General features: G+C 69.5%; 13 protein-coding genes. 8 read left to right on the top strand and 5 right to left on the bottom strand.

Annotated features, from left to right (window positions below):
- Positions 1-64: 64 nt before the first annotated feature.
- The 5 genes from ilvD to QZM72_RS23210 form a co-directional block, all read right to left on the bottom strand.
- Positions 65-1,924 carry a dihydroxy-acid dehydratase gene (gene ilvD, locus QZM72_RS23230; protein ID WP_089469590.1) on the bottom strand — a complete coding sequence of 620 codons (1,860 nt, stop codon included), beginning with the start codon at positions 1,922-1,924 and terminating at the stop codon, positions 65-67.
- 372 nt (positions 1,925-2,296) lie between these two features.
- Positions 2,297-3,319, bottom strand: coding sequence for an Ldh family oxidoreductase (locus QZM72_RS23225; RefSeq protein ID WP_089469591.1), 1,023 nt, complete (start codon positions 3,317-3,319; stop codon positions 2,297-2,299).
- Positions 3,312-4,904: an aldehyde dehydrogenase (NADP(+)) gene (locus QZM72_RS23220; RefSeq protein WP_301739343.1), complete on the bottom strand. Its 1,593-nt coding sequence runs from the start codon at positions 4,902-4,904 to the stop codon at positions 3,312-3,314. The genes QZM72_RS23225 and QZM72_RS23220 overlap by 8 nt, the downstream gene beginning before the upstream one ends.
- A gap of 84 nt (positions 4,905-4,988) precedes the next feature.
- Positions 4,989-6,614, bottom strand: a complete 1,626-nt coding sequence (locus QZM72_RS23215) for an APC family permease (RefSeq protein ID WP_301739342.1) — start codon at positions 6,612-6,614, stop codon at positions 4,989-4,991.
- Between the two features lie 226 nt (positions 6,615-6,840).
- Positions 6,841-7,761: a dihydrodipicolinate synthase family protein gene (locus QZM72_RS23210; RefSeq protein WP_089469594.1), complete on the bottom strand. Its 921-nt coding sequence runs from the start codon at positions 7,759-7,761 to the stop codon at positions 6,841-6,843.
- Between the two features lie 251 nt (positions 7,762-8,012).
- Between QZM72_RS23210 and QZM72_RS23205 the strand changes: the two genes are divergently transcribed.
- The 8 genes from QZM72_RS23205 to QZM72_RS23170 all read left to right on the top strand — a co-directional run bounded on the left by QZM72_RS23205 (position 8,013) and on the right by QZM72_RS23170 (position 13,216).
- Positions 8,013-8,945: a 4-hydroxyproline epimerase gene (locus QZM72_RS23205; RefSeq protein ID WP_301739402.1), complete on the top strand. Its 933-nt coding sequence runs from the start codon at positions 8,013-8,015 to the stop codon at positions 8,943-8,945.
- The gene (locus QZM72_RS23200) at positions 8,942-10,069 is read left to right on the top strand and encodes an FAD-binding oxidoreductase (RefSeq protein ID WP_301739341.1); all 1,128 of its coding nucleotides are present in this window, start codon (positions 8,942-8,944) and stop codon (positions 10,067-10,069) included. Before QZM72_RS23205 ends, QZM72_RS23200 begins: the two co-directional genes overlap by 4 nt.
- Positions 10,070-10,196: 127 nt before the next feature.
- On the top strand, positions 10,197-10,430 hold the full coding sequence (locus QZM72_RS23195) for a 2Fe-2S iron-sulfur cluster-binding protein (RefSeq protein ID WP_012338331.1): 234 nt from the start codon (positions 10,197-10,199) through the stop codon (positions 10,428-10,430).
- Complete coding sequence (locus QZM72_RS23190) at positions 10,427-11,695, top strand: FAD/NAD(P)-binding oxidoreductase (RefSeq protein WP_301739340.1); 1,269 nt, start codon at positions 10,427-10,429, stop codon at positions 11,693-11,695. Before QZM72_RS23195 ends, QZM72_RS23190 begins: the two co-directional genes overlap by 4 nt.
- Positions 11,696-11,783: 88 nt before the next feature.
- Positions 11,784-11,918 (top strand): hypothetical protein, encoded by a 135-nt coding sequence (locus QZM72_RS23185; RefSeq protein ID WP_301739339.1) that lies wholly within the window; start codon positions 11,784-11,786, stop codon positions 11,916-11,918.
- 99 nt (positions 11,919-12,017) lie between these two features.
- Entirely contained in the window at positions 12,018-12,368 is a 351-nt protein-coding gene (locus tag QZM72_RS23180) for a helix-turn-helix transcriptional regulator (protein WP_301739338.1), read from the top strand.
- Positions 12,358-12,792: a YeeE/YedE family protein gene (locus tag QZM72_RS23175; RefSeq protein WP_301739337.1), complete on the top strand. Its 435-nt coding sequence runs from the start codon at positions 12,358-12,360 to the stop codon at positions 12,790-12,792. Before QZM72_RS23180 ends, QZM72_RS23175 begins: the two co-directional genes overlap by 11 nt.
- A 1-nt stretch (position 12,793) precedes the next feature.
- Positions 12,794-13,216 carry a DUF6691 family protein gene (locus QZM72_RS23170; protein ID WP_301739336.1) on the top strand — a complete coding sequence of 141 codons (423 nt, stop codon included), beginning with the start codon at positions 12,794-12,796 and terminating at the stop codon, positions 13,214-13,216.
- Positions 13,217-13,495 lie beyond the last annotated feature (279 nt).

The following is a 13,495-nucleotide window of genomic DNA, read 5'->3' as shown; positions in this document are numbered from 1 at the left end:
CCGCTCCGGAGAGCGGCTTTGCGATCGGGCGGGGCAGGCCGTTCGCACGACCGGCCGTCACGCGTCAGTCGTCGAGCAGCGACAGATCGCGCACCGCGCCCTTGTCGGCCGACATGACGAGCTTCGCGTACGCCTTCAGCGCTGCGGACACCTTGCGCGGACGCGGCTGCGCCGGCTTCCAGCCCTTCGCGTTCTGCTCGTCGCGGCGGCGCGCCAGTTCCTCGTCCGACACGAGCACGTCGATCGTGCGGTTCGGAATGTCGATGCGGATCCGGTCGCCGTCGCGCACGAGGCCGATCGCGCCGCCCGCTGCCGCTTCGGGCGAGCAGTGGCCGATCGACAGACCCGACGTACCGCCCGAGAAACGGCCGTCCGTCAGCAGCGCGCACGCCTTGCCGAGCCCCTTCGACTTGATGTAGCTGGTCGGGTAGAGCATCTCCTGCATGCCCGGGCCGCCCTTCGGGCCTTCGTAGCGCACGATCACCACGTCGCCGGCCTTGACCTTGTCGTTCAGGATGTTCTCGACCGCTTCGTCCTGCGATTCGGTCACGTGCGCCGAGCCTTCGAACACGAGGATGCTTTCGTCGACGCCGGCCGTCTTCACCACGCAGCCGTCGAGCGCGATGTTGCCCGTCAGCACCGCGAGGCCGCCTTCCTTCGAGAACGCATGTTCGTACGAGCGGATGCAGCCTTCGGCGCGGTCGAGGTCGAGGCTCGGCCAGCGCGTGTTCTGGCTGAACGCGACCTGCGTCGGAATCCCGGCCGGGCCGGCCTGATAGAACGTGCGGACCGCTTCGTCCTGCGTGCGGACGATGTCCCACTGGTCGAGCGCATCCTTCAGCGTCGGCGCGTGCACGGTCGGCACGTCGGTGTGCAGCTTGCCGGCGCGGTCCAGTTCGCCGAGGATCGCCATGATGCCGCCGGCGCGGTGCACGTCCTCGATGTGGTACTTGTTCGTGTTCGGCGCGACCTTGCACAGCTGCGGCACGATGCGCGACAGGCGGTCGATGTCCTTCATCGTGAAGTCGATGCCGGCTTCGCGCGCGATCGCCAGCAGGTGCAGGATCGTGTTGGTCGAGCCGCCCATCGCGATGTCGAGCGTCATCGCGTTCTCGAATGCCTTGAAGCCGACCGAGCGCGGCAGCACGCGTTCGTCGTCCTGCTCGTAATGCTGGCGCGTCAGTTCGACGATGCGGCGGCCGGCGCGCTTGAACAGTTGTTCGCGGTCGGCGTGGGTGGCGACCACCGTGCCGTTGCCGGGCAGCGACAGGCCGAGCGCTTCGGTCAGGCAGTTCATCGAGTTCGCGGTGAACATGCCCGAGCACGAGCCGCAGGTCGGGCACGCCGAGCGTTCGACTTCGGCGACGTCGGCGTCCGAATACGACTGGTCGGCCGCGATCACCATCGCGTCGACGAGGTCGAGCTTCTTCAGTTCGATGGCTTTGGTGACCGGGTTCGCGAGGCGCGTCTTGCCGGCTTCCATCGGGCCGCCCGACACGAAGATCACCGGGATGTTCAGGCGCATCGCGGCCATCAGCATCCCCGGCGTGATCTTGTCGCAGTTCGAGATGCACACCATCGCGTCCGCGCAGTGCGCGTTCACCATGTATTCGACCGAGTCGGCGATGATGTCGCGGCTCGGCAGCGAATAGAGCATGCCGTCGTGGCCCATCGCGATGCCGTCGTCGACCGCGATCGTGTTGAATTCCTTCGCGACGCCGCCTGCGGCCTCGATTTCGCGCGCGACGAGCTGGCCGAGATCCTTCAGGTGCACGTGCCCGGGCACGAATTGCGTGAACGAGTTGACGACCGCGATGATCGGTTTCGAGAAATCGTCGTCTTTCATGCCGGTGGCGCGCCACAGCGAGCGCGCACCTGCCATGTTGCGGCCGGCGGTGGAGGTTTTGGAACGGTAAGTGGGCATGGTGATGGCTGAAGAAATATCGCGGGAAAAGGGTGGAGGCACCGGAATAAAGGCCTCTCTCGCGCCCGTGCGAACAACCTCTTGAGCTGCGCCCTGGGCAAACTCCACGATTATCCCACAGCCGCCGGGCCCGCGGCGGCGGCGGCGGGAGCGGGCGAGCGGCGCGGGTGGGGCGGCCGAGTGCACCGAGGCCCCAAGGCCCCCCAAGGTCCCCAAGGTCCCCAAGGCCCCCAAGGCCAGCAAGGCCAGCAAGGCCAGCAAGCCCACCAAGCAGGTAGCGGCCCGACGCAGGCCATCCCCGGCGCAACCGGGCGGCGGCTTCATCGCCGGTTGCCCCGACGACGGAGCCGCGTCGCGCCGCTCGATCGCGCGTCAGTCGAGCAGCGTCAGGATCTCGTCGTATAGCGGCTTCGGAATCCGCACGCCGTTCGCGATGCTGCGCGCGCGGGCGTCGAAGCGCCGTTGCGACGGCAGCCGCGCGCCCTGCGCGACGATCGATTCGAACATCCGCTCGCCGCGCGCGAGCCCCGCGTCGAGATCGTCGCCGAGAAACACCTTCGGATCGAACGCGATCACGAGTTCGCCGTGGCACGGCGTCGCGCCGACGCCTTCGTCGAAGTCCATCGATTCCCGGCTCGTCATGTCGCCGATCAGCGCGCCGCCGAGCAGCTCGACCATCGCCGCGAGCGCCGAGCCCTTGTGGCCGCCGAACGTGCGCATCGCGCCTTGCAGCGCGGCCTTCGGGTCGGTGGTCGGCTGGCCGTCCGCGTCGATCGCCCAGTGCGCCGGAATCGCCTTGCCCTGTTTCGCGTGCAGTTCGATGTCGCCGCGTGCGATCGCGCTCGTCGCGAAATCGAACACGAACGGCTCGCCGCCCGGGCGCGGCCACGCGAACGCGATCGGGTTGGTGCCGAACACCGGTTCGCGGCCGCCTTCCGGCGCGACCCAGCTATGGCTCGGGTTCATCGCGATGCCGACCAGCCCTTCGGCCGCGATCGCCTCGACCTCGGGCCACAGCGCGGAGAAGTGGTAGCAGCGGTTGATCGTCATCGCGGCGATGCCGTGCTGCTTCGTCATCTCGACGAGCACGGGCAGCCCGGTTTCGAAGCTCAGCAGCGAGAAGCCGCGATGCGCGTCGACCGCGACGATCGACGACGACAGCTTGCGCAACGTCGGCACGGCCTGCGGATCGACCTTGCCTTTCTTCAGCGAGCGCACGCAGACGAGCAGCCGGTACACGCCGTGCGAATGGCATTCGTCGCGCTGACCCTGCGTGATCACGTTGGCGATGGCCCGCGCGTGCGCGTCGGACATCCCGTGGTGCGTCAGCACGCGCAGCGCGAGCGCGTGGACTTCGTCGAGCGACAGCACGACTTCGGCGGTGTGCTCAGACATGCTCCACCTCGCGCGCGGCGGGCACGCCGTCGATGCGTTGCGGCACGTGCAGCGGATTGCTGCTGCGGAGCGCGTCCGGCAGCAGCGCGTCCGGTACGTCCTGGTACGACACGGGGCGCAGGAAGCGCTCGATCGCGCGCGCGCCGACGGACGTCGTGCGTGTGTCGGACGTCGCCGGGAACGGGCCGCCGTGCACCATCGCGTGGCCGACTTCGACGCCCGTGCCGAAGCCGTTCACGAGAATGCGGCCGGCCTTGCGTTCGAGCGTCGGACGCAGCGCGGCGAACAGCGCCGCGTCGCCGTCGGCGAGATGCGCGGCGATCGTCAACTGGCCTTCGAGCGATTTCAGCACGCGATGCAACGTGTCGGCGTCCGGGCAGCGCACGATCAGCGACGCGGGGCCGAACATTTCGTCGCGCAGTTCGGGGTGGGCGATGAACGCGTCGGCGGAGGTGGCGAACAGCGCCGCGCGGGCCTGATGGGGGCCGCCTCCGACGCCTTCGGCCAACAGTTCGACGGCCGCGTGATCGCGCAGCGCCGCGACGCCTAGCGCATAGCTCGCGTGGATGGCCGGAGTCAGCATCGTCTGCGCGGCTACGGTACGCACGGCGTCGGCCGCCGCGGCTTCGAACGCGCGCAGCGCGGGGCCGTCGACCGCGAGCACGAGGCCCGGATTCGTGCAGAACTGGCCGGCGCCGAGCGTGAGCGACGCGACGAACTGCGGTGCGATGGTGTCGTGACGGGCCTCCAGCGCGGCGGGACACAGCAGCACGGGATTGATCGAGCTCATTTCCGCGTAGACCGGAATCGGCTCGGCTCGCGCCGCCGCGATATGCATCAGCGCCACGCCGCCGCGGCGCGAGCCGGTGAAACCGACGGCCTTGATGCGCGGGTCGGCGACGAGGGCCTGGCCGATCTCGCGCGACGCGTCGAACAGCAGCGAGAACACGCCGGCCGGCATCCCGCATTCGCGCGCGGCCTGCTGGATCGCGCGGCCGACGAGTTCCGACGTGCCCGGATGCGCCGAATGCGCCTTGACGATCACCGGGCAGCCGGCCGCCAGCGCCGACGCCGTGTCGCCGCCGGCCACCGAGAACGCGAGCGGGAAGTTCGACGCGCCGAACACGGCCACCGGCCCGACCGCGACGTTGCGCAGGCGCAGGTCGACGCGCGGCAGCGGCTTGCGCTCGGGGCGCGCCGGGTCGATCCGCGCGTCCAGAAAGCCGCCGTCCCGCACCAGCGACGCGAACAGCGCGAGCTGGCCGACCGTGCGGCCGCGTTCGCCTTCGATGCGCGCACGCGGCAGCCCCGTTTCGACGACGCAGCGCTCGATCAGGTCGTCGCCGAGCGCCATGATGCGGCGGCCGATCGCGTCGAGGAACGCGGCGCGCGCTTCGAGCGACGTTTCGCGATATGTGTCGAACGCGTCGTCGGCGAGCGCGCACGCCGTTTCCAGATCGTGCAGGCTCGCGCCGCCGAACGCGGGGTCGAGCGGTTCGCCGGTGGCGGCGGCGAGCGCGTGGAGGGTGCCGTTCTGTCCGGCGACGGCCGACTGGCCGATCAGGAGCTGACCTGTGAGTTGCATGGTTTTCCTCGGAAAAAAGCAGGGCCGGGCGTGGTGCGCCCGGCCGATGGAAGGGGAAAAGGACGGGAAAAGTGCGCGGGCGCGTCAGTCCTCGTCGTCGTCGAGTTGCAGCTTGTCGGCGCGCACGCCGGTATTCGCGCCCCAGTAGTAGATGACGAGCGCGACGGCCGCGACGACGACCGTGTCGTACGGATGCGCGAGCCGGCCCGTGCCGCCGAAGCCGCCGAGATACGACAGCACGATCATCGCCGCATAGAACGCGATCAGCCACGCGGACGAACGCACCTGCTCGGCGAGGCTCAGGTGCGCGGTCGGCACCCAGCGGCGGCACGCGAGATAGATGACGAACATCGCGATCTGCAGCCCGAGCAGCCAGGACACCGTGCTCCAGCCCGACCAGTAGACGATCAGCGCGGCGATCACGAACGACGCGGGGCCGGTGAGGCCGAACGCGCTGGCGCGGAACGGCCGCGGCAGCTCGGGCGCGGTGCGGCGCAACGCGGCGACCGACACGGGCGCGACCGCATAGCTCAGCACCAGCGCGGCCGACACGATGTTGATCAGCGCTTCCCACGACGGGAACGGCAGTGTCCAGAAGATCGCGAGGCCGAACGTGAGCCACAGGCCCGCGCGCGGGATGCCCGACGCTTCGTCGACGCGCGTGAACACCTTGAAGAACGTGCCCGTCTTCGCCCAGCCGTAGACCACGCGCGGCGTCGCATTCATGTAGATGTTGCCGCAGCCGCTCGGCGAGATCATCGCGTCGGCGACGACCATCACCGCGAGCCAGCCGACGCCGAGCGCAAGCGCGATGTCGCGGTACGGCAGCGAGAACGCCTTGCTCACGTCGTGCCAGCCGGCGGCGAGCATGTCGGTGGGAATGCTGCCGATGAACGCGAGTTGCAGCAGCACGTAGATCAGCGTCGACAGCAGGATCGACAGGATCAGCGCGATCGGGATCGTGCGCTGCGGATTGCGCACCTCGCTCGCGACCGACACGATCGGCGTGAGTCCGAGATACGCGAAAATGATGCCGCCGGCCGACACGGCCATCTCGATGCCCGGCATGCCGAACGGCGCGAAGCCGTGCACGGTCAGGTTCGCGGGCTTGAAGAACGTGAACAGCACGCCGATCACCGCGAGCGGCACGATGAACTTGAAGACGCTGATGACGTTGTTCGCCTTCGCGAACGTCTTCACGCTCGAATAGTTCAGGTAAAAGAAGAAGCAGAGCAGCGCGGCCTGCACGAGCCAGCCGACGGTGGTCGGGTCGCTCGATCCTTCGACCGTCAGGCCCGGAAACCACGCGGCCGCATACTGGCGCGCGGCGACGACTTCGATCGCGATCAGGCTCGAAAAGGCGATCAGCGTGATGAAGCCCATCAGGTAGCCGAGCAGCGGGCCGTGCGAGAACACCGGGTAGCGCACCACGCCGCCCGCGCGCGGCAGTGCGGCGCCGAGTTCGCAGTAGACGATGCCGAGCAGCAGCACCGCGAAGCCGCCGAGCAGCCACGAGAAGATGCCGGCCGGGCCCGCGATCGTCGATACGTGACTCGCGGCGAACAGCCACCCCGAACCGAAAATGGCGCCCAGACCGATGAACGTGAGATCGGTCAGCGACAGCTGTTTCTTGAACTTGCCGTGACCCGCGCCGGGGCGCGCGGAACGGGAAAGCGGGACAGACGGGTGTGCATTGCCTTGGCCTGGCATGGGCGTGTCTCCTGGGGGAATGTCGGTGCAGGCGCGCGTGGCGCGCGCTCCGACGGAGCAGTGCGCACGCCTGCCGGCCGGCGTCGCCCGGTTCGAACGACCGGGGCGGGCCGCGGCCCGTTCACGCGCTGCGTGGGGTGGCGCCGGGGTGAGCGGGGCCGCGAGCCATGCCGGACCGCGGACGGCGACGCACGGTGCAAACCCGTGCGCCGCCGCGGGGCGTCGATCAGAGACCGACGTCGGGCAGCGCCGGGCGCGTGTCGAGCGCCTTCGCGACGATGGCCTTCACTTCAGCGAGCGTGTCGCCTTGCAGCGCGAGGCGCGGCGGGCGCGTGACCGCGCTGCCGCGGCCGACCAGTTCCTCGCACAGCTTGATGCACTGCACGAGGTCGGGGCGTGCGTCGAGGTGCAGCAGCGGCATGAACCAGCGATACAGCGCGAGCGCTTCGTCGAAGCGCTTCTGCTTCGCGAGGCGGAACAGCGTCTCGCCTTCCTTCGGGAACGCGTTCGACATGCCCGACACCCAGCCTTCGGCGCCGACCGCGATGCTCTCGACCACGACGTCGTCGAGGCCCGCGAACAGCACGAAGCGATCGCCGACCGCATTGCGCAGATCGATGAAGCGGCGCGTATCGCCCGACGAATCCTTGAAGCAGACGATGTTCTCGCAATCCTGCAGCGCGATCAGCACGTCGGGCGTCACGTCGTTCTTGTAGATCGGCGGGTTGTTGTAGACCATCACCGGCAGGTCGGTGCTCGTCGCGACCGCGCGGAAGTGCGCGGCGGTTTCGTGCGGCTTCGCCGAGTAGACGAGCGCGGGCATCACCATCACGCCGTCGACGCCGACGCGCTGCGCTTCGCGCACCGTATTGCGCGCGAATTCGGTCGTGAATTCGGCGATGCCGGCGATCACCGGAATCTTGCCGCCGGCCGCGTCGCGTGCGGCCTCGATCACCTGGAGCTTCTCGCTCGTCGACAGCGACGTGTTTTCGCCGACCGTGCCGCAGACCACGAGGCCCGACACGCCGTCGTTCACCAGGTTCTTGACCACGCGGTGCGTGGCGTCGATGTCGAGGGAAAAGTCCGGCTTGAACTGGGTGCTGACGGCCGGGAAAACCCCGGTCCACTGAATGGCGTTTCGGCTCACTGAAATCTCCTACGTTCGTATCGGTCGGCCGACGGGTATGTCGGTGTGGCAACCAGTATCGCCGCGCAAACGCCCATCACGCTTGAGTCGTATCGCGGAGCAAAATGACGAAATCGGCACAGCGGCCGGCAGGGGGGCGAAGGGCGCGTCGCACTATGCCGATTTCGTCGTCGTCCTCATCGAAAAGCCACAAGCGGACGGACGCGCGACGGAGGAAGCTATGCTCCTTTCCCCACTTCGGACGGCTCATGATGAAGCGCATCCAGATCATCGATTCGCACACGGGCGGCGAACCCACTCGGCTCGTCGTGTCCGGCTTTCCGTCGCTCGGCAACGGCACCATGGCCGAGCGACGCGACGTGCTCGCGCGCGAGCACGACCGTTACCGCACCGCGTGCATCCTCGAGCCGCGCGGCAGCGACGTGCTGGTCGGCGCGCTGTTGTGCGACCCGGTGTCGGCCGACGCGGCGGCCGGCGTGATCTTCTTCAACAATAGCGGCTATCTCGGGATGTGCGGGCACGGCACGATCGGCGTCGTGCGCACGCTGCATCACATGGGGCGCATCGCGCCCGGCGTGCACCGGATCGAGACGCCGGTCGGCACCGTCGAGGCGACGCTGCACGACGACCTGTCGGTCAGCGTGCGCAACGTGCCCGCGTATCGCCACGCGCAAGGCGTCGCGCTCGACGTGCCGGGATACGGCCCCGTGAAGGGCGACGTCGCGTGGGGCGGCAACTGGTTCTTCCTGATCAGCGACCACGGGCAGCGTGTCGCCGGCGACAACGTCGCGGCGCTCACCGCATATGCGTCGGCCGTGCGCGAAGGGCTCGAACGCGCGGGCATCACCGGCGCGAACGGCGGCGAGATCGATCACATCGAGCTGTTCGCCGACGATCCCGCGCACGACAGCCGCAGCTTCGTGCTATGCCCGGGCCTCGCGTACGACCGGTCGCCGTGCGGCACCGGCACGAGCGCGAAGCTCGCGTGTCTCGCGGCCGACGGCAAGCTTGCGCCCGGCGCTGTGTGGCGGCAGGCGAGCGTGATCGGCAGCGTGTTTCATGCAAGTTACGAGCTGGCCGACGGCGGCATCGTGCCGACGATCCGCGGCAGCGCGCACCTGAGCGCGGAAGCGACGCTGCTGATCGAGGAAGACGATCCGTTCGGCTGGGGTATCGGGGCGTGAGCGAAACGAAGACCGACGTCGTCGTGATCGGCGCCGGCATCGTCGGCGCGGCGTGCGCGCACGAACTCGCGCAGCGCGGGCTGCGCGTGCTCGTCGTCGACGACGCGAGCGGCGGCGCGACCGGCGCGGGCATGGGGCACCTCGTCGCGATGGACGACAACGCGGCCGAGCTCGCGCTGAGCCATTACTCGATCGAACTGTGGCGCGCGTTGAGCGGCGAGATGCCCGACGGCTGCGCGTATCGCAACTGCGGCACGCTGTGGCTCGCGGCCGATGCGCACGAGATGGATCTCGCGCGCGCGAAGCAGGCGGCGCTCGGCGCGCACGGCGTGGCCGGCGAGTTGATCGATGCGGCGGCGCTCGCGCGACTGGAGCCGATGCTGCGCGCGGGCCTCGGCGGCGCGCTGAAGATTCCGGGCGATGCGATTCTCTATGCGCCCGTCACCGCGAACTGGCTGCTGCAGCGCGCGCCGCGCGTCACGTTGCGCCGCGAGCGGGCGGTCGCGGTCGACGGCCCGAGCGTGACGCTCGCGAGCGGCGACGTGCTGCGCGCGGAGCGTGTGATCGTCGCGAACGGCGTCGCGGCGCGCACGCTGCTGCCCGAACTGCCGCTGCGCCCGAAAAAGGGCCATCTGCTGATTACCGACCGCTATCCGGGCCACGTGTCGCACCAGCTCGTCGAGCTCGGCTATGCGGCGAGCGCGCACGCCAGCGATGGCACCTCGGTCGCGTTCAACGTGCAGCCGCGGCCGACCGGCCAGCTGCTGATCGGCTCGTCGCGCCAGTTCGACACCGAGGACGCGCAGGTCGAGCCGCCGGTGCTCGCGCGCATGCTGCGTCGCGCGGTCGATTATCTGCCGGATCTGGCCGACCTGAACGGCATCCGCGCATGGACCGGCTTCCGCTGCGCGAGCCCCGACGGCCTGCCGCTGCTCGGCGAGCACCCGGCGCGGCCGGGCGTGTGGCTCGCGGTCGGGCACGAAGGGCTCGGCGTGACGACCGCGCCGGGCAGCGCGCGGCTCGTCGCCGCGCTGATGGCCGGCGAGCGGCCGCCCATCGATATCGAACCGTATTTGCCGGGACGCTTCCTGACCGCGTCCCTCGTCACCGGAGCGCTGACATGAAACGACCCCTACGCTCACTGCGTTCGCTGGCGACCGGAGGTGGCGCTTCAGCGCTTACTCCGGTCCCATGCAAGGCGCCTCGCGAGTGGGTTGTCAGCCTCCTTGGGGCGGCCCGGCGGAGGCTGACATGATCATTCATCTGGACGGCCGCGCGCTGACGGTGGCCGACGGCGCGACCGTCGCGGCCGCCGTCGCGGCGAGCGGCGACGACACGACGCGCGTGTCGTGCACGGGTGCGGCGCGCGCGCCGTTTTGCGGAATGGGCATCTGCCAGGAATGCCGGATGACGATCGACGGCCGGCGCCGGCTGGCGTGCCAGACGCTGTGCCGCGACGGCATGCAGGTGGAGCGCACGCGATGAAACAGGAACGACTGAGCGTCGACGTCGCGATCGTCGGCGCGGGCCCGGCCGGGCTGTCGGCCGCGCGGGCCGCCGCGCGAAGCGGCGCGACCGTTGCGATCGTCGACGACAACCCGCGCGCGGGCGGGCAGATCTGGCGACAGCCGGCCGCGGCCGCACCGACGCCGGCCGCCGCCGAACGCCTCGCCGTGCTGCGGCGGCCGAACGTCACGCATCTCGCGGCGACGCGCATCGTCGCCGAAACGCAGCCGGGCACGCTGCTGCTCGAAGACGACGAACGCGGGTTGCTGCTCGATTTCCGGACGCTGATTCTCTGCTGCGGCGCCCGCGAGCTGCTGCTGCCGTTTCCGGGCTGGACCCTGCCGGGCGTGACCGGCGCGGGCGGCTTGCAGGCGCTGATCAAGTACGGGCTCGACGTGCGCGGGCAGCGCACGGTGATCGCGGGCAGCGGGCCGCTGCTGCTGGCGAGTGCGGCGACGGCCCGGCAGGCCGGCGCGCGCGTGTCGCACGTGCTCGAACAGGCGGCATGGGGCGACGTGGCGGGTTTCGGTGCGGGGCTGTGGCGCTGGCCGTCGAAGCTCGCGCAGGCCGCGAAGCTCGTCACGGCCGCGTATCGGCCCGATGCGCACGTCGTCGAGGCATTTGGCGACCAGCGGCTCGAACGCGTGCGGATCCGTCAAGGCGATCGCGAATTCGACGTCGACTGCGACCGCCTCGCGTGCGGCTTCGGCCTCGTGCCGAATACCGTGTTGCCGCGCCATCTCGGCTGCCGGATCGAAAACGGCGCGGTGGCGGTCGACGCGCACCAGCGCACGAGCCGCGACGGATGTTTCGCGGCGGGCGAGTGCACGGGCGTCGGCGGCAGCGAGCTGGCGATGGTTGAAGGCGAGATCGCCGGATACGCGGCGACGGGGCAGACCGTACAACTGGCCGCGCTGGTCGCACGTCGCGCGCACTGGCAGGCATTCGCGGATGCGGTACGCGAGCGCTTCGCGATCCGCGAACCGATCCGCCGGCTCGCGCGGCCCGACACGCTGCTGTGTCGTTGCGAAGACGTGCGGTTCGATGCGGTCGCACGCGAACCGGGCTGGACGGCCGCCAAGCTGCAGTCGCGCTGCGGGATGGGCGCATGCCAGGGCCGCGTGTGCGGCGCGGCCGCGCAGGCGCTGTTCGGCTGGACGCCGCCGGCGCCGCGCACGCCGCTCGTGCCCGCGCGGGTCGGCACGCTGATGCTCGACGGTACGGGGCCTTGCGACGGCGCATGACGCGTGCAGCGCCGCGGTGAAGCGGCCCGGTTCAGGGCGGGCCGCGTCTTCACTCTTCCTTCACTTCGCATCGATGGCGGGTGACGCAATGCCGTCGACCGCGTTCGCCGTCGTTGCCGCGCCATGCGTGATCGCGGCGGTTGCAGGGCTGGCGCGCGGCGTGGTTCGCGCCGGTGCGGTATGCGCGGTGGCTGCCGACGGGATGGTGGGCAAGCAGGCCTGATAGAAGGAAGGGCGCTCGGACTGCCGATTCGGCAAGCAGCGGAATAAAATAATATATAAAGTTATAGAATATTCATTCTTTAATCGTATTCCTGCTCCGATGAACGACGATTTTCCCGCCGGGTTGCCCGGGCCCGAGCAGATGCGCACCGCCGCCGAATCGGCGTGCGCGCTCCTCAAGGTGATGTCGAATCCCGACCGGCTGCTGCTGCTGTGCGAACTGTCTCAGGGCGAGCGCGGCGTGAGCGATCTCGAGGCGCGACTCGACATCCGTCAACCGACGCTGTCGCAGCAGCTCGGCGTGTTGCGGGACAACGCGCTAGTCCGCACGCGCCGAGAAGGCAAGTCCATCCGCTATTCGCTCGACAGTCCGGCCGTGGTCGCGGTGATGGGCGTGCTGTACGAACAGTTTTGCGGGGCGACCGCGAAGGAGGCGCGCGATGCAGTTTGATGCGCTTCATTTCACGCCTTGGCTGTCGCTGGCCGGCGGCGTGCTGATCGGGCTTGCCGCCGCGTGGCTCGTGGCGTTCAACGGCCGGATTGCCGGCATCAGCGGGATCGTCGGCGGCTTGTTGACGGCGGGCGACGCAGCACGCGGCTGGCGTGTCGCGTTCGTCGCCGGGTTGATCGCCGCGCCCGTCGCGATGCGTTTCGCCGGGAGCGGCCGGACGCCGCAGGTCGACGCCAGTTGGCCGGAATTGCTGGCGGCCGGGCTGCTGGTGGGGATCGGCACGCGGTACGCGGGCGGCTGCACGAGCGGTCACGGCGTATGCGGCATATCGCGCGGGGCGTTGCGTTCGGTGGTCGCGACGGCGATTTTCATGGTCGCGGGGTTCGCGACCGTCTTCGTGCGGCTGCACGTGCCGGGAGGCTGACATGCAGGCAGGATTCGCGTTTCTGGCCGGGTTGCTGTTCGGCATCGGCCTCATCGTGTCGGGCATGGCCAATCCGCAGAAGGTGCTGGGTTTTCTCGACCTGGCGGGCCGCTGGGATCCGTCGCTCGCGTTCGTGATGGCGGGCGCGATCGGCGTCGCGGTATTCGCGTTCGCGTGGGCGAAGCGCCGGACACGGTCGTGGCTCGGCCTGCCGATGCAGTTGCCGGCCGCCCGGACGATTACCGTGCGCCTCGTCGCCGGAAGCGCCGTGTTCGGCATCGGCTGGGGGATTGCCGGGTTCTGCCCGGGGCCCGCGATCGTGTCGATCGGCTTCGGGTCGGCCAAGGGGATCGGGTTCGTCGTCGCGATGCTGGCCGGGATGGCGGTGTTCGAGTGGATCGAGCGCCGGCGGAAGGGGCGGTGAGGCAGGGGTGCGCTCGCTGGGTACGGTTGCTGATGGGGAGTGAGATAAATCCGGGATTCCGTGGGCCGTTGGCTGGATTTATCGGCACCGCTTTGAAATTACGTTTCGTGTGGTAAAAGGCGCGGCGCGCGGCCGCGATCGTCACTCGAACGGGGCCTGTCAGAATTTCCGTGTTCGAGGCGGGTTGAGCATCACACGGATGGCCGGACAAAACGTTCTTCGTAGAGGATGGCAAACTGGTTCATTGCCGCCTTCCAGTCGTGCGCGGCGCGTCCCCAG

It is taken from the genome of Burkholderia sp. AU45388 (assembly GCF_030481585.1).
GTDB lineage: Bacteria > Pseudomonadota > Gammaproteobacteria > Burkholderiales > Burkholderiaceae > Burkholderia > Burkholderia sola.
The sequence above is the reverse complement of the archived record's forward strand: the minus strand, read 5'-3'. Positions and strand labels throughout refer to the sequence as shown.

Bases quoted from the DNA above. Each gene is read 5' to 3' on its own strand.
- QZM72_RS23175 (WP_301739337.1), top strand. From the start codon at position 12,358: ATGCAGTTTGATGCGCTTCATTTCACGCCTTGGCTGTCGCTGGCCGGC.
- QZM72_RS23195 (WP_012338331.1), top strand. From the start codon at position 10,197: ATGATCATTCATCTGGACGGCCGCGCGCTGACGGTGGCCGACGGCGCG.
- QZM72_RS23180 (WP_301739338.1), top strand. From the start codon at position 12,018: ATGAACGACGATTTTCCCGCCGGGTTGCCCGGGCCCGAGCAGATGCGC.
- QZM72_RS23225 (WP_089469591.1), bottom strand. From the start codon at position 3,319: ATGTCTGAGCACACCGCCGAAGTCGTGCTGTCGCTCGACGAAGTCCAC.
- QZM72_RS23185 (WP_301739339.1), top strand. From the start codon at position 11,784: ATGCCGTCGACCGCGTTCGCCGTCGTTGCCGCGCCATGCGTGATCGCG.
- ilvD (WP_089469590.1), bottom strand. From the start codon at position 1,924: ATGCCCACTTACCGTTCCAAAACCTCCACCGCCGGCCGCAACATGGCA.
- QZM72_RS23215 (WP_301739342.1), bottom strand. From the start codon at position 6,614: ATGCCAGGCCAAGGCAATGCACACCCGTCTGTCCCGCTTTCCCGTTCC.
- QZM72_RS23205 (WP_301739402.1), top strand. From the start codon at position 8,013: ATGAAGCGCATCCAGATCATCGATTCGCACACGGGCGGCGAACCCACT.
- QZM72_RS23220 (WP_301739343.1), bottom strand. From the start codon at position 4,904: ATGCAACTCACAGGTCAGCTCCTGATCGGCCAGTCGGCCGTCGCCGGA.
- QZM72_RS23170 (WP_301739336.1), top strand. From the start codon at position 12,794: ATGCAGGCAGGATTCGCGTTTCTGGCCGGGTTGCTGTTCGGCATCGGC.
- QZM72_RS23190 (WP_301739340.1), top strand. From the start codon at position 10,427: ATGAAACAGGAACGACTGAGCGTCGACGTCGCGATCGTCGGCGCGGGC.